Source organism: Mycobacterium gastri, from assembly GCF_002102175.1.
GTDB lineage: Bacteria > Actinomycetota > Actinomycetes > Mycobacteriales > Mycobacteriaceae > Mycobacterium > Mycobacterium gastri.
In genome coordinates this window covers 39,742-57,547 of the sequence record NZ_LQOX01000077.1, presented here as the reverse complement: position 1 = coordinate 57,547, position 17,806 = coordinate 39,742, and the positions used below count along the sequence as shown (strand labels likewise).

Below are 17,806 nucleotides of genomic sequence, written 5' to 3'. Positions count from 1 at the left end.
ACTCACGGCTGCGACCCGAGCATCGGGGTCGAAATTCCTGGATTCGTCCGCGGCGGCGACTGAAGTATTCTCGCGTGATGGCTGATTTAGCCGGCGATAGGGTTGTCGCCCGAATATTGTGCGCGCAGTGTGGCAAGCAGGCCGCCTTCGTGGAATTGGTGCCGCCGGGACTGCGGCCACACGACTTCGCGACCTGGTCTGACGACGATCGCCGGGTCTACGAACGGCATTACGGTGCTGGCGGCAATTGGCACTCCATCTTCGAAGGCATCGAGGCGGGCAATGGGTTGGGTGACGACATCGGGATAGCCGAGGCTGAGCGGATCGCCCGTGGTTTTGCCGAGCCGTTCACGTACGCGAAGGTACACAGCGCCGGCTTATACGATGACGCTGGTTTCTGCCGACGGTGTGAGGCCCCGTACTGCTGTGCCCATTGGCATGAACGCGGAGAGGGGTTCTGCCCACGGGGGCATTGGAAGAGCCTGGATCCGCACTGGTCGCCAGACTGAGCGGAATCTTTGGCCGCATATCTCCGCGAGGCCGCCCGGCCGGCGTTGTCCACCGCGCCGAGCGGCGTGCCGGTTATGTCGCGGCGCGTCCGGCCCTGCCGGCCGCGCGTCGTGCGGCCTCCTCGTGTTCGGCCGCGCTGACGACGACCGCATCGGAACCCGGGTACACCGTCGCCTCGTGCCCAGTCACCAGCCAACGCACCACGTATGGCGGCGAGCCGTCTTGGGAACGCACCTCGGTGATCTCGGCATGTTGGTCATGTCGTTCGGTGGTGGTGCCCTTGACCACGAGGTAGTCGCCGACCTTCGCCTTCATCGCGTGCCTCCTGTGTGTCCAGAAAGGGTTGGTGGTTGATCGTGTGAACGATTGATGGCTGATTCGTAACAAGCCCGGGCGGGAGAAACCGAATGCCGCCGGTCAACGGCGTCGGTGAGCCGTGTGCGGGAGAACCGCATGCACGGTTCGAGGTGGCGGGAGCTGGAGCGGCACCGACCTGACCAGGGGCACCAGGGGACGGACAACCGGCCGGAAAACCGGCGGCACCAAGGCCCTGGGCCCTACCGTCAGTGCTCATTGCTTCTCCAGTTCCCGACCCAACTCCCATCTTGTGAGAACCGCCGATCTCTCCATGGTGCGCGCGATGGTCACCAAACGGAAGTACGGATTGGGGAGCCACGAGCCCTGCGCAGATTGCCACCGAGAAACGGCATCCCCGACGCGACAACCACCGCGCCGACGAGGTGCGCGGCCGCGCGCGGTGTCGGTATGAACACTCATCGGCAGGGGGAACTACCATGCCCTGTTGCGAGAAACCGCTGTGGCGCAGGTGATCTGCGTCAGATCTCGAAGGCGCTTGCGCCAAGGCGACATGGTGACTTCCGGCCCGGCCGTCAATTCGATTTGCCACAAGAAGTAGGAACGCCGAAGACGACCCGAGCCCACGACAACCATGGCGACACTGGCCGTGGGCCCGCCGGTGGCCGATTGAGGGGACGCGGTGTGCTAGTCCGCTTTCACGGCGAATCCTCGTACTCTCGGTTGTGGCGGTTGCGGCGCGGCGGATCGATCGCAATCCCCGGATACGTGGTCGGGTGCAGCGCGGCCGATGTTGAATCCGCGGCCGGATTTCGGGCCGGAGAGGGGTCGGCGGTGCCGGTGACGGTGGTGTGGTGTAGCCCGCCCGATGACCATCCGGATGGCGGATCCGCCCGCGAAGACCAGGGCAACTAGACTCAGCGGCCTGGGTATACATGTTAGGAGTCGGGGTGACCTCACCGAACGAGCCGGGCGCCCCTAATACGGGCGACTTACCGAATGGGGATGCTGTGGCCGAGCGTGCCGGTGCACACCGGGCGACGACCGGGCCTGGCCGCACGTCAGAGCCCGCAGACACTGCGTCGCGGCACCGAGGTGGCGCCTGGCCGTCTCAGCCGGGGCAGTGGCAACCGAACGATCCGCCGACCGACGTGCGGCCACCCGGCCCGAGTTCTGCCGTCGACGCCCGGTTGAACCGCTTCATCACCGGTACTTCGGCACCGGCGGTCCCGCCCGCGCCGGTGAAGACGAGCCCACCCGAGCCTGACGAACTTCCGGCCCGCGGTGACGGTCCACCGGTTGAGGCCTACGCCAGTGAGTTGCCCGATCTGTCGGGACCTATCCCTCGGGCACAGCGCAGGGCCGCGCCCGACCGCCCGGCCGACGCGCCGGGACCTACGGCCGCCGCCGGCCGTCCGGTGACCACCGAATCCCGCGAATCCCGGGTGCAGGTATCGTCCCGGCGAGGCCGCGGCCCGGTGCGGGCCAGCATGCAGATCCGGCGGATCGATCCGTGGAGCACGCTGAAGGTGTCGCTGCTGCTGTCGGTGGCCCTGTTCTTCGTCTGGATGATCTCGGTGGCGTTCCTGTACCTGGTGCTCGGCGGGATGGGCGTGTGGGCCAAGCTCAACAGCAACGTCGGCGACCTGCTCAACAACACCAGCGGAAGCAGCGCGGAACTGGTCTCCAGCGGCACGATCTTCGGCGGCGCCGTACTGATCGGCTTGGTCAACATCGTTTTGATGACCGCGATGGCCACCATCGGGGCGTTCGTCTACAACCTCACCACCGATCTGATCGGCGGCATCGAGGTGACGCTGGCCGACCGGGATTAGCATTTTGGGGGTGGGGCGGCGATTGCGGTAATCTCGTCGCTCGGCCGTGTCCGGAATCCGGGCCTATAGCTCAGGCGGTTAGAGCGCTTCGCTGATAACGAAGAGGTCGGAGGTTCGAGTCCTCCTAGGCCCACGACCATGTGCCCGTCAAGGCGTTGCGTGCGGCTCGCGTTACCACTGGCAGCGATCGCTGCGGTGGTGGCGGCGGTGCGGGTGCGGCGCAGCGCCGAAGTGTGGCACCTGGCGCCGGATCCGGCCTCTGATCACACGCCCGGTCACCCGGTCCGCAACGATGAGGGGCCTTAGCTCAGTTGGTAGAGCACCGCCTTTGCAAGGCGGGTGTCAGGGGTTCGATTCCCCTAGGCTCCACAGACTAAGACCGCAGCCCGAGCTGCGTCGCAGCTACAGCGCCGGGATCTTGTCCTTGAACAGCCGCTGTGCATTACCGGCGGCGACCTTCTGCCGTAGCTCGTCGCCGAACGGAAAATCGGCGAGGAACTTCGCGCCGGCCATGTTGTCGTCCATCGGATAATCGACCGAGAACATCACCCGATCGGCCGACATGACTTCCAGCGTGCAAGCAAACGCCGGCGCCGAGAAGTTGCCGCTGGTGGTCACATAGAAGTTCGAGCGCAGGTATTCCGACGGCAACCGGCGCAGCTTGTGCCCGGCATCCGGATCGCCGGCAAGACCGTAGTAGCGATCGATCCGGTGGGCGGCGAACGGCAGCATTTCGCCCAGGTGCCCCAAGATCATCTGCAGCCGCGGGAAGCGGTCGAACAACCCCGAGTAGATCAGCCGCAGCGCATGCGTGCCGGTCTCCACGCCGAAACCCCACGATGCCAGGTGCAGGCCCGCCCCGAGGTAAGGCTTGAACCAGGCGTCCAGCACCGCGGGGTGCGGCGTGGTCGGATGCAGATAGATCGGTGCGTGTAGCGCTTCGGCGGCTTCGAACAACCCGTAGTAGGCCGGGTCGTCGAGATAGCGCCCATGAGTGTGCCCGTTGATCAGCCCACCGACGAAACCCAATTCGGTGACGGCGCGGATCAATTCGGCCGCCGCGGCCTGCGGATCCTGGGGCGCCAGGGTCGCAAACGCCCCGAATCGGTCCGGCATCGCGGTGATCGTCTCGGCCAAGTCGTCATTGGCCCGGCGCGCACTGTCGACCGCACGCTGGGCGTCAGCGTCGGCTTGGACGCCGGGGTCGAACAGCGAGAGGATCTGGAAGTCGATTCCCGCGGCGTCCATCTGCGCCAGCCGCAACGGTCCCCGGTCGTACAGCCGCTCATATGCGGTGCGATTGTGCAGTCGAAGCCAGCTGCCGACGACATTGTCGGAGCTGACCGGATCCCACGCGTAATGCTCTTCCAGCGCAATCAGCGACATCGCAAGCCTGGCCCCCGAGATTCCGTGCCCTACGGGCGCGGCTGCACGTCCACACTCGGCGGGCGCGGCGAAGGCTCCGGGCGCGACGAGCGCCGCACGACGGTGAATGCCACCGCACCGCCCGCCACGACGACGACGGCGGCACCGGCGATCACCCACACCCGCTTCTTACCGCGGCGCTGGGACCGGCGTGCTTCCTGAAGCACCTGGGGCAGGTTCGCCACCACTTCCTGGGCAGCGGCGAGCTCCTGGGCAAGTGTTTCTTGAGCGGCGGCGATCTCGCGGGCCAGCCGGCCTTCCCGATAACGGCGACGAAGTTCCGAGGCGGTCGAATGCGCGGACTGTACTCCGAGTCCGACGACGCCCCGGGTCACGTCCACGGGGCCCACCGCCGAATAGGTCAGGCCGCGGGTCAGTCGCTCCCTCGGGGTCAACCGGGTTTCCACCTGCTCGCTCATCTGCCGCCTTTCTGGTGTCTGGCTGGTCGATTCCTTAGCCCAGAGTCACTCCGATACCCCCACAGACTGCCACCACAAGGACGTCCGCGGGCCCATTGCCTCAATACCGCGCGGTTCGCGTCGGGTGACACCGGGTGCGGCCACGCCACCCGGTAATGGCACACTGTGATCCCGTGACCAACAGCCCGTTTCAGACCGCCACCGCCACGCTGCACACCAACCGCGGAGACATCAAGGTCGCCCTCTTCGGAAACCACGCACCCAAGACTGTCGCCAACTTCGTCGGCCTGGCGCAGGGCACCAAGGATTACTCGACCCAGAATGCATCGGGAGGCACCGCCGGCCCGTTCTACGACGGAGCGGTCTTTCACCGGGTGATCAACGGCTTCATGATCCAGGGTGGCGACCCGACCGGCACCGGCCGCGGTGGGCCCGGCTACAAGTTCGCCGACGAGTTCCACCCCGAACTGCAATTCGACAAGCCCTACCTGTTGGCGATGGCCAACGCCGGGCCCGGCACCAACGGCTCACAGTTCTTCATCACCGTGGGCAAGACTCCGCACCTGAACCGGCGCCACACGATCTTCGGTGAGGTGACCGATCCGGAATCGCAGCGCGTCGTCGACGCCATCGCGACGACACCCACCGACGGCAACGATCGGCCCACCGACCCGGTGGTGATCGAATCGATCACCATCTCCTGAACCACCGCTCTACCCACGCCCCGAGCCGGCGTAGCCGGCTGCGGTCAAGGCATCGAGCACGTTGAGCGGATCGGTCCCAAGGTCCCAACGGGACAAGATGAACAGTCGGTCGTTGACCGTCTCGATCTCGAGGAGTCGAACGTTGCGCGCGTAACGCCGGAACTGAGAGATCCGGATGATCTTGATGTCGGGACGCCGCAATAACTGCGTCCGCAACCACCCCCGGATCGCCAGCCCGTCACCGGTGATTGCCAGCTTCGGCCGTGCGCGCCAGGAAATGCCGGCAAACAAGATCAAACCCAGTGCCGCAACCATGGCCAGCGCGCGCCCCGGCAGATCTGTGACCAAGGTCACAGAACCGATAGCCATCAATACGCCCGCAACGCCGCAGCCAGCGATTCCTGCCGGCGGAGGCGACCACTGTGTTTGCTGCATGCGCTATCCAGACCCTCCGACCACCGCAGACTCGGTTATCCACAGACGCTATCAACAGTGGGGATAAATCACATCCATGTGATTGACGAACCGCAAGGTTGCTGGATCAGTAAAGAGCCCGGCCCGAAATGAATTCATTTCGAGTGCGCTGCGCCTCAGTGCCACCGCATGGTGAGCAACAAACCGGTGATCATGAAAGCGAACGCGATGGCGTAGTTCCACGGGCCCAGATCCGCCATCCACTGCAGCGCCTTGGGGGCCTGACTACCGAGGGCGGCCAACTGAAACACCATCAACCAGACGAGGCCGATCAGCATCAACCCGATGAACAAGGAGACGAACCACACACTGGATGGTCCGACCTTCACTTTCACGGGTGTGCGGCTCACCGGCTTGACGGTGAAGTCGTTCTTCTTGCGGACCTTCGACTTGGGCATGTAATACCTCGGGATACCTCAACAACACGGTGAGCGGACAAAGTGCAACGATTGCGACTGCAACTGCAATGCAGCCAAAGCTTGGCTACGAGACTAACCCAACTGGCCTCGCGACCAGGAAACGGAGACGTGATGACCGATGAGCGGCGCTCGCCATGGCGTTTCGGTGTTCCATTGGTGTGCCTGCTCGCCGGCTTGTTGCTGGCCGCCACGCATGGGGTTTCCGGCGGTGCGGAGATTCGCCACAGCGACGCGCCGCGGCTCGTCGATCTCGTCCGTCACGCCCAGTCGTCAGTGAACCGGCTGGATGCCCAGCGGGACGCGCTGACCAAACGGATCGACACAGCACACGCTCCGTCGTCGGATACCGCATTGGCGGCGATGCTCAGGCGGGCAGCCGAACTGGCCGGCGAGGCGGGCATGAACCCCGTCCACGGCCCCGGCGTGGTGGTGACGCTCAACGACGCGCAGCGCGACGCCCAGGGTCGCTTTCCCCGCGACGCGTCCCCCGACGACCTGGTGGTGCACCAGCAGGACATCGATGCCGTCTTGAACGCGGTGTGGAGCGCGGGCGCCGAGGCGATCCAGATGCAGGACCAGCGCATCGTCGCGACCTCGGTGGTGCGTTGCGTCGGCAACACGTTGCTGCTCAATGGACGCACTTACAGCCCGCCCTACACGATCACCGCGATCGGCAATCCCGCGGCGATGCAAGCAGCCTTGGCCGCGGCTCCGTTGGTGACCCTCTACAAGCAGTACGTGGTCCGGTTCGGATTGGGCTACCACGAAGAAAGCAAGTCCGACGTACCGGTCGTCGGACATTCCGAACCGGTCCGGCTGCATTTTGCGCAGCCGCTGGGGCCCGTGGGTTACTGAGGCCGGACGGTAACCTGTCACGATGCGGATTCTGGTCGTCGACAACTACGACAGCTTCGTGTTCAACCTGGTCCAGTACCTGGGCCAATTGGGCGTCGAGGCCCAGGTGTGGCGCAACGACGATCCCCGGCTCGCCGACGAGAACGCCGTCGCCGAGCAATTCGAGGGTGTGCTGCTGAGCCCCGGCCCCGGCACGCCGGAACGCGCGGGCGCGTCGGTGAGCATGGTCGCGGCGTGCGCCGCGGCGCGGACCCCGCTGCTGGGCGTGTGCCTGGGACACCAGGCCATCGGCGTGGCGTTCGGGGCCACCGTCGACCGCGCGCCCGAGTTGTTGCATGGCAAGACCAGCAGCGTCTACCACACGAACATCGGTGTACTGCAAGGACTTCCGGACCCATTCACGGCAACGCGGTATCACTCGCTGACCATCCTGCCGGAGTCGCTGCCGGCCGAGCTGGAGGTCACCGCCCATACCCGCAGCGGGGTGATCATGGGCGTGCGTCACCGCGAGTTGCCGATTCACGGTGTCCAGTTTCATCCCGAGTCGATCCTGACCGAGGGCGGACACCGGATGCTGGCCAACTGGCTGACCTATTGCGGCTGGGCGCGCAACGACACGTTGGTGCGCCGGCTGGAAAACGAAGTGCTCACCGCCGTCCGGCCGCACCTGCCGACCGCGGCGGCCGGCACAGCCGGGACTACTGACCGAACTTCAGCGTGATGATGCCGTCCCGGTTGACACCGGAACCCGCTGGCGGGTTCTGGTAGACCACCCGGTTGTGCTGGGACCCGCCGGCGTCGACGTCGGGTCCCTTGTCCAGCACCCCGGTCCAGCCCAGCGCGCGCAGCCGCGGTTCGGCGTCGGTCCAGAACATGCCGGACAGGTCGGGCATGACGAACTGGTTGCCCTTGGACACTTGTAGTTCGATCACCGAATCGACCGGAGCGGTGGTGCCCGCGGGTGGGTTGGTGCCGACCACGTCACCGGTCGGCTTCGGGCTGTCCACCTGCGCTTGGCTGAACTTGGTGAAGCCGTAGACGGTGAGGTTCTTCTGCGCCAGGTCGACGGTCTGACCCGCGACGTCGGGGATCTGTTTGGCCTCGGGCCCGGAGCCGACGATGATCGTGATCACGTTGGTGATTGCCGAGGTCTGGTTGGCCGGTGGGTTGGTCCCGATGACCTTGCCCGCCATCTCCGGGGAGGACGGCGAGGCGGCCTGCTTGAATTTGCTGAAGCCCGCGGCGGTCAGCTTCTTGACCGCTTCGGCATAGGTCAGCGACGAGACATCGGGCAGCTCACGCTGCTCGGGTCCGGTGGAGACGTTGATGGTGATGTCGGCCCCCGCACCCACCGAGGTGTTGGCAGCCGGGTCGGTCCCGATGACGTGGTCGGGCGGGATCGTCGAGTCCGGTTTCTGCAGCGTGCGGGTCTTGAAGCCGCGGTTTTGCAGCGCGGCTATGGCGTCGGCGGATGCTTGGCCACGCACGTCGGGCACCTGGACCTTGCGGGTGTTGCCGCCGAAGGTGTTGATGGCGATCGTGACGGCGATCGTCAGCACCGCCAGCACCGCGACCACGGCGACCCAGCGGCCCACCGAAGGGGTGGTGCGGTCCCGATCGGTGTGGTCTAGGACCTGGCGAGGCAGCGGATCGGTACGCGGACCGGCGGGATGTCCAGGTGTGGCCGCCAGCAACGAGCGCCGCTCGGCGCCGCTGAGCACCTTGGGTGCCTCCGGTGGCTCACCGTTGTGCACCCGGACCAGGTCGGCGCGCATTTCCGCGGCGGTCTGGTAACGGTTTTCCGGGTTCTTGGCCAGCGCCTTGAGGACAACAGCGTCCAGGTCGGCGGAGATGCCCTCATGGCGTTCTGAGGGCGGGATGGGGTCTTCGCGGACGTGCTGGTAGGCCACCGCCACCGGCGAGTCACCGGTGAACGGCGGTTCGCCGGTCAGGATTTCGTACAGCACACACCCCAACGAATAGACATCGGATCGCGCGTCGACTGCATCACCGCGGGCCTGTTCGGGGGACAGATATTGCGCCGTCCCGATCACCGCGGCCGTCTGGGTGACGCTGTTTCCGCTGTCGGCGATTGCCCGGGCAATGCCGAAGTCCATCACCTTCACCGCATTGGTCGAGCTGATCATGATGTTGGCCGGCTTGACGTCACGATGAACGATGCCGTTTTGGTGGCTGAAGTTCAGCGCCTGGCAGGCGTCGGCGATCACTTCGATGGCCTGCTTCGGCGGCATCGGGCCTTCGGTGTGCACGATGTCACGAAGGGTGACGCCGTCGACGTACTCCATGACGATGTAGGGCAACGGACCGGCGGACGTTTCGGCTTCGCCGGTGTCGTACACCGCCACGATCGCCGGGTGGTTCAGTGCGGCCGCGTTTTGCGCCTCCCGCCGGAAGCGCAGGTAAAAGCTGGGGTCGCGGGCCAGATCGGCGCGCAGCACCTTCACCGCCACGTCGCGGTGTAGCCGCAGATCGCGCGCCAGGTGAACCTCGGACATACCCCCGAATCCGAGGATGTCGCCCAGTTCATAGCGATCGGAGAGGTGCCGAGGGGTGGTCATCGCGATGTCTCGTATCGGTCCAGCGACACATGATGAGTCGGCCGCAGGTCCGTGTCGTCGACCGTGCCGAAACTCGTCCGGAGTCGCAAACCCTGACCGGTCGGCGTCTGGCTGGCTGGCGGGCTTCCGGTGTCGGTCACGGTCGGGGGCGGCAGCTGCGGCTGGTTGTCGCCACGCGAATTGATGACGATGAGCACCGCGATGATGATGGCCAGCGCCCCGAGGACGCCGGCAGCCCACAAGAGCGCCCGCTGGCCCGACGAGAACGTACGTCGCGCCGGTGGCCGGTTTCCCCCGGTCGCCGGCCGGGAGCGGCGCGGAGCCGTGGCCCGGCTGGCGGGGTTGCCCGCGATCCGGGCCGGCGCGCTCGACGGAATCGCCGCCGGCGCGGCCCGGCCGGGCGGTGGTGACTGGCTGGGCCGCGGCGGTCGCCGGCCGGCCCGCACCGCAGCGACGGCGTCAGCGAACGGCCCCCCACTGCGATAGCGCATCTGGGGGTTTTTCACCAGTGTGATCTCGATGAGTTCGCGCACATTGGGCGGCAGCTCGGCCGGCAGCGGCGGCGGCGGTTCCTTGATGTGCTTCATCGCCACCGTCAGGGCGCCGTCACCGGTGAACGGCCGCTTGCCCGAAACCGCTTCGTAGCCAACAACTCCCAACGAATACACGTCACTGGCCGGGGTCGCGTCGTGACCCAGAGCCTGTTCGGGCGCGATGTATTGGGCGGTGCCCATCACCATTCCGGTCTGCGTCACCGGTGCCGCGTCGACGGCCTTGGCGATCCCGAAGTCGGTGATCTTCACCTGGCCGGTGGGCGTGATCAAGATGTTGCCCGGCTTGACGTCGCGGTGCACCAGTCCGGCCGCGTGCGCAACCTGAAGAGCGCGGCCGGTCTGCTCGAGCATGTCGAGCGCATGCCGCAGCGACAGCCGGCCGGTCCGCTTGAGCACCGAATTCAGCGGCTCGCCGTTGACCAGTTCCATCACCAGGTACGCGGTGCGACCCTCGCCGTCCATCTGGCTCTCGCCGTAGTCGTGGACGGCCGCGATCCCCGGGTGGTTCAGCATGGCCGTGGTGCGGGCCTCGGCCCGGAACCGTTCGATGAACTCCGGATCGGATGAGAACTCGTTCTTGAGCACCTTGACGGCCACCCGCCGGCCCAGCCGGCTGTCGACCGCTTCCCAGACCTGCCCCATGCCGCCGGTGGCGATGAGCCGCTGCAGGCGGTAGCGACCGGACAGCGTCATACCAACTCGGGGACTCATGGGCCCCCCTGCAGCGCGGCTTCGATCACGGCTCGTCCGATCGGCGCGGCCAGCGCACCACCGGTCGCGAACAGGCGATCGCCCCCGTTCTCCACCAGCACCGCGATGGCAACCTTCGGCGCCTGTGCCGGCGCGAAGGCGATGTACCACGCATGGGGCGGAGTATGACGGGGGTCTGTGCCGTGCTCTGCGGTACCCGTCTTGGATGCGATCTGCACGCCGGGGATGGCCCCTTTCTGCTGTGTGACTTTCTCGGCGCCGACCATCAGCTCTGTTAGCTTAGCGGCGACCTGCGGCGACACCGCGCGCCGCTGCTGATATGGCGCGGTGGTGCTGATGTTGGCCAGGTCGGGCCCGCGGAGGTTGTCCACGAGGTAGGGCCGCATGGTGATCCCGCCGTTGGCGATGGTCGCCGCGACTTCGGCGTTCTGCAGCGGGGTCAGCGCGACGTCCTTCTGCCCGATACTGGTCATACCCAATGCGGCGGTGTCGGCAATCGCGCCGATGGTCGACTCGGCCACCTGCAACGGTATCGGGTCGGGCGAAGTGTCCAAGCCGAACGCCTGCGCCGTCCTGCGCAGCGCGGCTGCGCCGGTAAGGATGCCCAACTGGACGAATGCGGTGTTACACGACTTGGCGAATGCCACGCTCAGCGACACGGTCGGCTCGGCGCCGCACGTCGTGCCGCCGTAGTTCTCCAATGTCGCCGTGCTTCCGGGCAGTGGAATCTCGGCTGCGGCGGTCAGCAGCTCGCTGTCGGTGGCTCCGGCCTGCAGCGCGGCCGCGGTGGTGATCACTTTGAAGGTGGAACCCGGCGGGTACGTTTCCGCGATGGCACGGTTGGTCAGCGGCGAGTCGGGGCTGTCGCGAAGCCGCTGCCAGGCTTGCGCCTGGACCTCGGGATCGTGCGACGCGAGCAGGTTGGGGTCATAGGACGGTGTCGACACCAGCGCCAAGATCTTGCCGGTCGACGGCTCCAGCGCCACAACCGCGCCTTTACAGGGGCCGCCGCAGCCCTGTTGCATCGCGTCCCAGCCGGCCTGCTGGACGCGGGGGTTGATGGTGGTATCGACATTGCCGCCGCGCGGGTCACGCCCAGTGAAGAAGTCCGCCAGTCGCCGGCCGAACAACCGCTGGTCGGACCCGTTCAGCAGCGGATCCTCGGCGCGTTCCAGACCGGTACTGGAATAACGCAGCGAGTAGAAACCGGTGACCGGCGCGTACATCTCGGGGTTGGGATAGACCCGCAGGAAACGGAAGCGGCTGTCGGTCGCCACCGAGTAGGCCAGCAATTGCCCGCCCGCGGTGATCTGGCCGCGCTGGCGCGAATACTCGTCGAGCAGGACACGCTGATTGCGCGGATCGGCGCGCAACCCGTCGGCGGTGAAGACCTGCGTCATCGTGGCGTTGAGCAGCAGTAGCACGATCAACGCCATCACGGTCACCGAGATCCGGCGCAGAGAGGCGTTCATACCCGCTCGATCACCTCGGTACCGGCCGCCGCGATCGGCGTCGTATTTCGGGCGCGGGTGCGCAGCGGACGTCGGGCGCAGTGCGAGATGCGCGCCAATATGGCCAGCAGCACATAGTTGGCCAGCAGCGACGACCCACCGTAGGACATCCACGGTGTGGTCAGCCCGGTCAGCGGAATGAGCTTGGTGACGCCGCCGACCACGATGAACAGCTGGATGGCCAGCGTCGACGCCAGACCCGCGGCCAGCAGTTTGCCGAAGCTGTCGCGGGTGGCGATCGCGGTGCGCAGGCCGCGGATGATGACGATCGTGTACAGCATCAAAATGGCGGCCAGGCCGACCAACCCGAGCTCCTCGCCGAAGGCGGCGATGATGAAGTCGGTCGATGCCGCGGGCACGGTGTCGGGTTGGCCGTTACCCAGCCCGGTGCCGAAGATGCCGCCGGTGGCGAAACTGAACAGCGATTGGACCATCTGGTAGCCGCTGCCTTCGGGATCGGCGAACGGATCCCACCAGGTCTGCACCCGGACCCGGACATGGTTGAAAACGAAGTACGCCACTACGCTGCCCGCCGCGAACAGGGCCAGACCGATGACGACCCAACTGAACTTCTGGGTGGCCAGGTAGACGACCACCAGAAACGACGCATACAACAGCAGCGACGTGCCGAGGTCCTTCTCGAAGACCATGACACCCACCGAAATCACCCAGGCCGCCAACAGTGGCGCGAGGTCCCGCGGACGCGGCAGGTTCAGGCCCATCAGATGCTTGCCGGCGCTGGTGAACAGGCGGCGCTTGGCGACCAGCACCGCGGAAAAAAAGATCAGCAGCAAAATCTTGGAGAATTCGGCCGGCTGAATCGAGAAGCCGGGCAAGCGAATCCAGATTTTCGCGCCGTTCTGCTCGGACCACGATGCGGGAAGCAGCGCGGGTATGGCGAGCATGACCAGACCGGCGAGCCCGCAGGTGTAGCCGTAGCGGGCGAGCTGGCGGTGATCCTTGAGAAAGGTCACCACCAGCGCGAAAGAGGTCACGCCGACAAGGGTCCATAGCATCTGCTGGTTTGCGCTGGGATGACTGTGGTGGCCGATCTCGTCCTCGACGAGGTCGAGCCGGTGGATCATCACCAGGCCAAGCCCGTTGAGCAGCGCCACCACCGGCAGCAGCAGGGGGTCGGTGAACGGGGCGGAGCGTCTGATGGCCAGGTGCGCAAAGCCGAACAGGGTGAGGAAGGCCAGCCCGTAGCTGGCCAAATCCCAATGGAGGCTGCGGTCTTGGTTGGCTTCCACGATCAGTAGCGCAGTGACGGTGACCACCGCGGCGAAGCACAACAGCAGCAGTTCGGCGTTGCGCCGGGTCGGCAACGGGGGCGTCACCGTCACCGGCGCCTGCAGTGGTGCCGTCATGCCGCCGCCCGGCAGTCAATGCCCGGCTGCGGAGGAGGTGGCGGGAGCGCGGTCACGGTCGGCGATGTCGTCGACGGTGATGCGGGCGCTGTGGGCGAAGTGCTCGCGTGGTTGGGGCCGGCGCTGCCGGACGTGGTGGACGGGGCCCCGGCGGGTGAAGTGGTCGTTGGGGTGGTCGGGGGCGTTGACGAGGATGTGACGCTCGGTTCGGGGGTGCCGCTGGCGGTGGTCGGGGTAGGTGGCTCAGGTGGCGAGGTGGCGCGAGGCGGCGGGCACGGCGGTAGCAGGGAGTTGGCGGCCAGGTCACGCAGTTGCTTGATGGCGCCATCGAGGGAACCGGTGGGAAGTCCGGCCTGCACTTGAGCGCGTTCGGACGGACGCAGATCCTCCAACTTCATCAGATGGCAGCCGAGGTGGTCCCGGGGTTGGCCGTAGCTGATCTGGGACAGGTCATTGCGTGCGTTCAAACAGCCCAGCAGATACGGTTCGTGCAGGGGCATGCCCAGCAGGGACCCTTGGATCCCGCGCATGATCGACACCGTGCCGTTGTATTCGGCGACGTAGTAGTTGTTGCGGATGATCGCGCGACCGATGAACAGGGCCGCGACAACCAGGACCGCTGCCAGCACAGCGACAAGCATGATCCGCCGGCGCGACCAGCGGTGCCGGTGGAACGTCTCGGCCGACGGCGGAACCCGCTTCACGGCTTCTTTGCGGGGGGTAATCGCAGAGGCCCGTCCGGCGGCCGTGTTCGGCAGGGTCAGCTGGTCGTCGTCACCGGATACGGCTCCGGCCAGAATCGGCTGGGTCTGGCCGTATTCGTAGTCGACGACGTCGGCCACCACGACGGTCACGTTGTCCGGGCCGCCGCCGCGCAGCGCGAGTTCGATAAGACGGTAGGCGCTTTCGGCGACGTCGGGGATTTTCAGGGCCTCGTGGATTGTCTCGTCGCTCACCGGGTCGGACAGCCCGTCCGAGCACAGTAGGTAGCGATCACCGGCCCGAACTTCGCGCATGGTCAGGGTGGGTTCGACCTCGTGACCGGTCAGCGCCCGCATGATCAGCGATCGCTGGGGGTGGCTGTGTGCCTCCTCCGCGGTGATCCGGCCCTCGTCGACCAGGGTTTGGACGAACGTGTCGTCCTTGGTGATCTGGGTCAGCTCACCGTCGCGCAGCAGATAGCCGCGGGAGTCACCGATGTGCACCAGACCAAGGCGGTTGCCGTCGAAAAGGATCGCGGTGAGGGTGGTCCCCATGCCCTCGAGGTCGGGCTCCATCTCGACCTGGGCGGCGATGGCCGAATTACCGGCACGAACCGCAGCCTCGAGCTTGCCAAGCAGGTCACCCCCGGGCTCGTCGTCGTCGAGGTGGGCTAATGCGGCGATGACCAGTTGGGACGCCACTTCGCCGGCAGCGTGGCCGCCCATGCCGTCGGCCAGCGCCAGCAGCCGCGCGCCGGCGTAGACGGAGTCTTCGTTGTTGGCGCGTACCAGGCCGCGATCGCTGCGGGCCGCATATCGCAGGACCAGGGTCACGAGCGCCGCTCTCCCCCGCGAGCGGGGCGTGCCCCCACTGCATCGTCACCGGCGCGGGTCACGGGCGCAACTCGATTGCCGTCTTGCCGATCCGAACCGGCACTCCAATCGGAACTCGTACCGCAGTCGTCACCTTCGCCCTGTCAAGGTAAGTGCCGTTGGTCGATCCTAAGTCTTCGACGTACCATTCCGATCCCCGCTGAGAGAGCCTGGCGTGCCGTGTCGAGGCGTAGTCGTCGGTCAACACCAGGGTGGAGTCGTCAGCGCGTCCGATCAACACCGGCTGTCCGCTCAACGTGATGCGCGCGCCCGCCAGCGTGCCCTCGGTCACGACGAGGTAGCGGGCCGTCTGCCGGCGCTGGCGCAACGGCAGTAGTGTGCCGCGCAACGCCAACCCGCGGCGCACCATCACCGCACCGGTGGGTGCGTAGATGTCGGTGCGCAGCACCCGCAGCACCGACCAGATGAACAGCCATAACAGCATCAAGAAGCCGGCACGCGTCAGTTGCAGTACTAACCCCTGCATCTGGCGTCCTTTCCGTCCTGGCGCCGCCACCCCCGCGCCGGTGATGCCGAGAAGTTCAGCAAAGTCACGATACTGGTCAGGCGGTCGGTGCGAGGTCAAGCGAGGCAGCATTGTGCCCAGAGGGTTCAGTGAATGCGGACGATGATCTCGGAATGGCCCAAGCGGATCACGTCGCCGTCGGCCAATTGCCACTCCTGTACCGGTGCGTTGTTGACGGTCGTGCCGTTGGTGGAGTTCAGGTCCGTCAGTAGCGCGACTTGCCCGTCCCAACGGATCTCCAAGTGCCGGCGTGAGACACCGGTATCGGGCAACCGGAACTGGGCGTCCTGTCCGCGTCCGATGATGTTGGAGCCGTCGCGGAGCTGATAGGTGCGGCCGCTGCCGTCGTCAAGCTGCAGCGTCACCGTAGTCCCGGGTGACCCGTAGCCGCCTTGCCCGTAACCGCCGTAGCCGCCCGCCGGCTGGCCATAGTCGGGAACCGCCGACTGGCCGTAGTCGTAGTCGCGAGCCGGCTCGGCGTACCCGCCGCCCTGAGCGGGGTAGCCGCCGGGCGCCGACGTTTCGGCGTACTGGGTGTAGTCGCCTGATCCATATTCCTGACGGCCGTATCCGCCGCCACCCTGCTGATAACCCTGGTCGTAGCCGCCTTGCTCGTAGCCGGCGCCCTGGTCGGGATAAGCCGGCCGCTGGGGTTCCGGCGGTGCCTGCGGCGCGGCCGGCGGGCCGCCGTAGCCGCCCTCGTCCTGGCGCGCCGGCTCACGTCCGTAGTCGCCGTAGCCGCCGTAGCCGGGCTGGCCCCCAGGTGGCTGTCCGTAGCCGCCGCCGGGCGGTTGGCCGTAGCCGCTCGGCGGTTGTCCGTACCCGCCGCCGGGTGGTTGGCCATAGCCGGGCTGGCCGCCGGGTGGTTGGCCGTAGCCGCCTTGTCGGTAACCCTGGTCGTAGCCGGGGCCGGGGTAGCCGGGCGGACGCTGCTCGTACGGCGCGGGGTAGCCGCCCTGTTCAGGGTAGCCGCGCTGTTCGGGGTAGCCGCCCTGGTCTTGGTAGCCCTGTTCAGGGTAGCCGCGCTGTTCGGGGTAGCCGCCCTGGTCTTGGTAGCCCTGTTCAGGGTAGCCGCCTTGGTCTTGGTAGCCGCGCTGTTCGGGGTAGCCGCCGCCCTGGTCCGGCTGACGAGGGGGCGGCGGGTATCCGGGTTGGGGCTGGTAGCCGCCGCCTTCCGGCGGATATCCACCGCGCGGGTCCGGCCCGGCGGGCGAGCCACTGCGTGGCTCCTCTTGCGGACGCGGGTACCGGTCGTCGTAATACTCGTCGGGCCCCTGCCCCGGACCGCCGCGGTAGCTCGGATTGTCAGTCATCGGTGGTACTCCTGGTTCTGCGCCAAACGCGTGGTTCGATTGTGGCCGGGCGTATGCGGTGACCGTCGGGCGGGGCTCGACGTCGGGGTTGACAGTCCCGCGGGCGCGGAACTGGCCGGTATGCAGGTTCGGCGACCGCTCGAACCGGACCACCACATCACCATACGTTTGCCACCCCTGTTCTTGGATATAGTCCGCCAAGTACCGAGCAAATGCCGTCGACGTGAGATCCGGGTCTGCGCCTAATTTCTCGGAGTCGTGCACACTGAGGGTAATGATGTACTCGTTGGGCGCCAAAAGGCGATTTCCCTCGAGTGAGCGCACACCATCCGCGGCTTCCCGTCGCAATAGGGCTTCCACCTCTTGCGGGACGATCGATCCCCCGAACATCCAGGCAAATGCATCCCCGACAGTTGACTCGAGTTTGCGTTCGATGCGCTGAACCAGCCCCTTCTGGCTACCCATTTTTCAGCGCTCGCCTCACTGGATTCTGGTCATCGTCGACGCGAGGCAAACGACTCGCCCGCATCTGGTGGTCACAAAACATGCTATCGGGACACGGCGACGCAGTGGCACCGTGAGAATCCTGAGAAAACATCCAGCAGGTGACAGCCCGGCGCCGAGGACTGCCAAGGACGCAGAGCGAATCCCCCTCCGCCCGCTCCCCCGCCGCGCGGGTTGTCGACCTGGCGCCGGCGGTTGGGGCGCGTGGCTA

At 66.6% G+C, this 17,806-nt stretch carries 18 protein-coding genes and 2 tRNA genes; 8 read left to right on the top strand and 12 right to left on the bottom strand.

The window, feature by feature from the left end; genetic code table 11:
• The first annotated feature begins 77 nt into the window (after positions 1 to 77).
• Complete coding sequence (locus AWC07_RS26660) at positions 78 to 509, top strand: hypothetical protein (RefSeq protein WP_139829586.1); 432 nt, start codon at positions 78 to 80, stop codon at positions 507 to 509.
• Positions 510 to 582: 73 nt separating this feature from the next.
• Here AWC07_RS26660 and AWC07_RS07350 read toward each other — a convergent pair whose 3' ends face one another.
• Positions 583 to 825 carry a DUF1918 domain-containing protein gene (locus AWC07_RS07350; protein WP_036418458.1) on the bottom strand — a complete coding sequence of 81 codons (243 nt, stop codon included), beginning with the start codon at positions 823 to 825 and terminating at the stop codon, positions 583 to 585.
• A gap of 950 nt (positions 826 to 1,775) precedes the next feature.
• Here AWC07_RS07350 and AWC07_RS07345 point away from each other — a divergent pair.
• The 4 genes from AWC07_RS07345 (at position 1,776) to AWC07_RS07335 (ending at position 3,029) form a co-directional block, all read left to right on the top strand.
• Complete coding sequence (locus AWC07_RS07345; RefSeq protein ID WP_036418463.1) at positions 1,776 to 2,660, top strand: DUF3566 domain-containing protein; 885 nt, start codon at positions 1,776 to 1,778, stop codon at positions 2,658 to 2,660.
• Between the two features lie 59 nt (positions 2,661 to 2,719).
• Positions 2,720 to 2,793: transfer RNA gene (locus AWC07_RS07340), tRNA-Ile, on the top strand.
• 26 nt (positions 2,794 to 2,819) lie between these two features.
• Positions 2,820 to 2,966 (top strand): hypothetical protein, encoded by a 147-nt coding sequence (locus tag AWC07_RS27465; RefSeq protein WP_167380027.1) that lies wholly within the window; start codon positions 2,820 to 2,822, stop codon positions 2,964 to 2,966.
• Positions 2,957 to 3,029 (top strand) — tRNA-Ala (locus AWC07_RS07335). The genes AWC07_RS27465 and AWC07_RS07335 overlap by 10 nt, the downstream gene beginning before the upstream one ends.
• 33 nt (positions 3,030 to 3,062) lie before the next feature.
• Here AWC07_RS07335 and AWC07_RS07330 read toward each other — a convergent pair.
• Positions 3,063 to 4,046 (bottom strand): amidohydrolase family protein, encoded by a 984-nt coding sequence (locus tag AWC07_RS07330; protein WP_036418465.1) that lies wholly within the window; start codon positions 4,044 to 4,046, stop codon positions 3,063 to 3,065.
• Positions 4,047 to 4,075: 29 nt separating this feature from the next.
• Positions 4,076 to 4,504, bottom strand: a complete 429-nt coding sequence (cwsA, locus tag AWC07_RS07325; protein ID WP_036418468.1) for a cell wall synthesis protein CwsA — start codon at positions 4,502 to 4,504, stop codon at positions 4,076 to 4,078.
• A gap of 155 nt (positions 4,505 to 4,659) precedes the next feature.
• Between cwsA and AWC07_RS07320 the strand changes: the two genes are divergently transcribed.
• The gene (locus AWC07_RS07320) at positions 4,660 to 5,208 is read left to right on the top strand and encodes a peptidylprolyl isomerase (RefSeq protein ID WP_036418470.1); all 549 of its coding nucleotides are present in this window, start codon (positions 4,660 to 4,662) and stop codon (positions 5,206 to 5,208) included.
• A 9-nt stretch (positions 5,209 to 5,217) separates the two neighbouring features.
• Here AWC07_RS07320 and AWC07_RS07315 read toward each other — a convergent pair whose 3' ends face one another.
• On the bottom strand, positions 5,218 to 5,643 hold the full coding sequence (locus AWC07_RS07315) for a PH domain-containing protein (RefSeq protein ID WP_036418472.1): 426 nt from the start codon (positions 5,641 to 5,643) through the stop codon (positions 5,218 to 5,220).
• Positions 5,644 to 5,798: 155 nt separating this feature from the next.
• Complete coding sequence (gene crgA, locus AWC07_RS07310; RefSeq protein ID WP_023369055.1) at positions 5,799 to 6,080, bottom strand: cell division protein CrgA; 282 nt, start codon at positions 6,078 to 6,080, stop codon at positions 5,799 to 5,801.
• A 132-nt stretch (positions 6,081 to 6,212) separates the two neighbouring features.
• Between crgA and AWC07_RS07305 the strand changes: the two genes are divergently transcribed.
• Both AWC07_RS07305 and AWC07_RS07300 read left to right on the top strand, forming a co-directional pair.
• Positions 6,213 to 6,956, top strand: coding sequence for a DUF881 domain-containing protein (locus AWC07_RS07305; RefSeq protein WP_036418473.1), 744 nt, complete (start codon positions 6,213 to 6,215; stop codon positions 6,954 to 6,956).
• A 22-nt stretch (positions 6,957 to 6,978) separates the two neighbouring features.
• Positions 6,979 to 7,677: an aminodeoxychorismate/anthranilate synthase component II gene (locus tag AWC07_RS07300; RefSeq protein ID WP_036418476.1), complete on the top strand. Its 699-nt coding sequence runs from the start codon at positions 6,979 to 6,981 to the stop codon at positions 7,675 to 7,677.
• On the opposite strand, the gene pknB is transcribed toward AWC07_RS07300, so the two are convergent.
• The 7 genes from pknB to AWC07_RS07265 form a co-directional block, all read right to left on the bottom strand.
• On the bottom strand, positions 7,655 to 9,535 hold the full coding sequence (gene pknB, locus AWC07_RS07295; protein WP_085105016.1) for a Stk1 family PASTA domain-containing Ser/Thr kinase: 1,881 nt from the start codon (positions 9,533 to 9,535) through the stop codon (positions 7,655 to 7,657). The genes AWC07_RS07300 and pknB overlap by 23 nt on opposite strands.
• On the bottom strand, positions 9,532 to 10,800 hold the full coding sequence (locus AWC07_RS07290) for a serine/threonine-protein kinase (RefSeq protein ID WP_036419533.1): 1,269 nt from the start codon (positions 10,798 to 10,800) through the stop codon (positions 9,532 to 9,534). The genes pknB and AWC07_RS07290 overlap by 4 nt, the downstream gene beginning before the upstream one ends.
• Positions 10,797 to 12,272, bottom strand: coding sequence for a D,D-transpeptidase PbpA (pbpA, locus tag AWC07_RS07285; RefSeq protein WP_036419532.1), 1,476 nt, complete (start codon positions 12,270 to 12,272; stop codon positions 10,797 to 10,799). The genes AWC07_RS07290 and pbpA overlap by 4 nt, the downstream gene beginning before the upstream one ends.
• Positions 12,269 to 13,678 carry an FtsW/RodA/SpoVE family cell cycle protein gene (locus AWC07_RS07280; protein ID WP_036419530.1) on the bottom strand — a complete coding sequence of 470 codons (1,410 nt, stop codon included), beginning with the start codon at positions 13,676 to 13,678 and terminating at the stop codon, positions 12,269 to 12,271. Before AWC07_RS07280 ends, pbpA begins: the two co-directional genes overlap by 4 nt.
• Entirely contained in the window at positions 13,675 to 15,213 is a 1,539-nt protein-coding gene (locus AWC07_RS07275; RefSeq protein WP_036419528.1) for a PP2C family protein-serine/threonine phosphatase, read from the bottom strand. The genes AWC07_RS07280 and AWC07_RS07275 overlap by 4 nt, the downstream gene beginning before the upstream one ends.
• 58 nt (positions 15,214 to 15,271) lie before the next feature.
• On the bottom strand, positions 15,272 to 15,739 hold the full coding sequence (locus AWC07_RS07270) for an FHA domain-containing protein FhaB/FipA (RefSeq protein WP_036419538.1): 468 nt from the start codon (positions 15,737 to 15,739) through the stop codon (positions 15,272 to 15,274).
• 125 nt (positions 15,740 to 15,864) lie between these two features.
• Complete coding sequence (locus AWC07_RS07265; protein ID WP_036419526.1) at positions 15,865 to 17,556, bottom strand: DUF3662 and FHA domain-containing protein; 1,692 nt, start codon at positions 17,554 to 17,556, stop codon at positions 15,865 to 15,867.
• Positions 17,557 to 17,806 lie beyond the last annotated feature (250 nt).

Coding starts and splice junctions, on each gene's coding strand:
- AWC07_RS26660 (WP_139829586.1), top strand. CDS start 78: ATGGCTGATTTAGCCGGCGATAGGGTTGTCGCCCGAATATTGTGCGCG.
- AWC07_RS07350 (WP_036418458.1), bottom strand. CDS start 825: ATGAAGGCGAAGGTCGGCGACTACCTCGTGGTCAAGGGCACCACCACC.
- AWC07_RS07330 (WP_036418465.1), bottom strand. CDS start 4,046: ATGTCGCTGATTGCGCTGGAAGAGCATTACGCGTGGGATCCGGTCAGC.
- cwsA (WP_036418468.1), bottom strand. CDS start 4,504: ATGAGCGAGCAGGTGGAAACCCGGTTGACCCCGAGGGAGCGACTGACC.
- AWC07_RS07320 (WP_036418470.1), top strand. CDS start 4,660: ATGGCACACTGTGATCCCGTGACCAACAGCCCGTTTCAGACCGCCACC.
- AWC07_RS07315 (WP_036418472.1), bottom strand. CDS start 5,643: ATGCAGCAAACACAGTGGTCGCCTCCGCCGGCAGGAATCGCTGGCTGC.
- crgA (WP_023369055.1), bottom strand. CDS start 6,080: ATGCCCAAGTCGAAGGTCCGCAAGAAGAACGACTTCACCGTCAAGCCG.
- AWC07_RS07305 (WP_036418473.1), top strand. CDS start 6,213: ATGACCGATGAGCGGCGCTCGCCATGGCGTTTCGGTGTTCCATTGGTG.
- AWC07_RS07300 (WP_036418476.1), top strand. CDS start 6,979: ATGCGGATTCTGGTCGTCGACAACTACGACAGCTTCGTGTTCAACCTG.
- pknB (WP_085105016.1), bottom strand. CDS start 9,535: ATGACCACCCCTCGGCACCTCTCCGATCGCTATGAACTGGGCGACATC.
- AWC07_RS07290 (WP_036419533.1), bottom strand. CDS start 10,800: ATGAGTCCCCGAGTTGGTATGACGCTGTCCGGTCGCTACCGCCTGCAG.
- pbpA (WP_036419532.1), bottom strand. CDS start 12,272: ATGAACGCCTCTCTGCGCCGGATCTCGGTGACCGTGATGGCGTTGATC.
- AWC07_RS07280 (WP_036419530.1), bottom strand. CDS start 13,678: ATGACGGCACCACTGCAGGCGCCGGTGACGGTGACGCCCCCGTTGCCG.
- AWC07_RS07270 (WP_036419538.1), bottom strand. CDS start 15,739: ATGCAGGGGTTAGTACTGCAACTGACGCGTGCCGGCTTCTTGATGCTG.
- AWC07_RS07265 (WP_036419526.1), bottom strand. CDS start 17,556: ATGGGTAGCCAGAAGGGGCTGGTTCAGCGCATCGAACGCAAACTCGAG.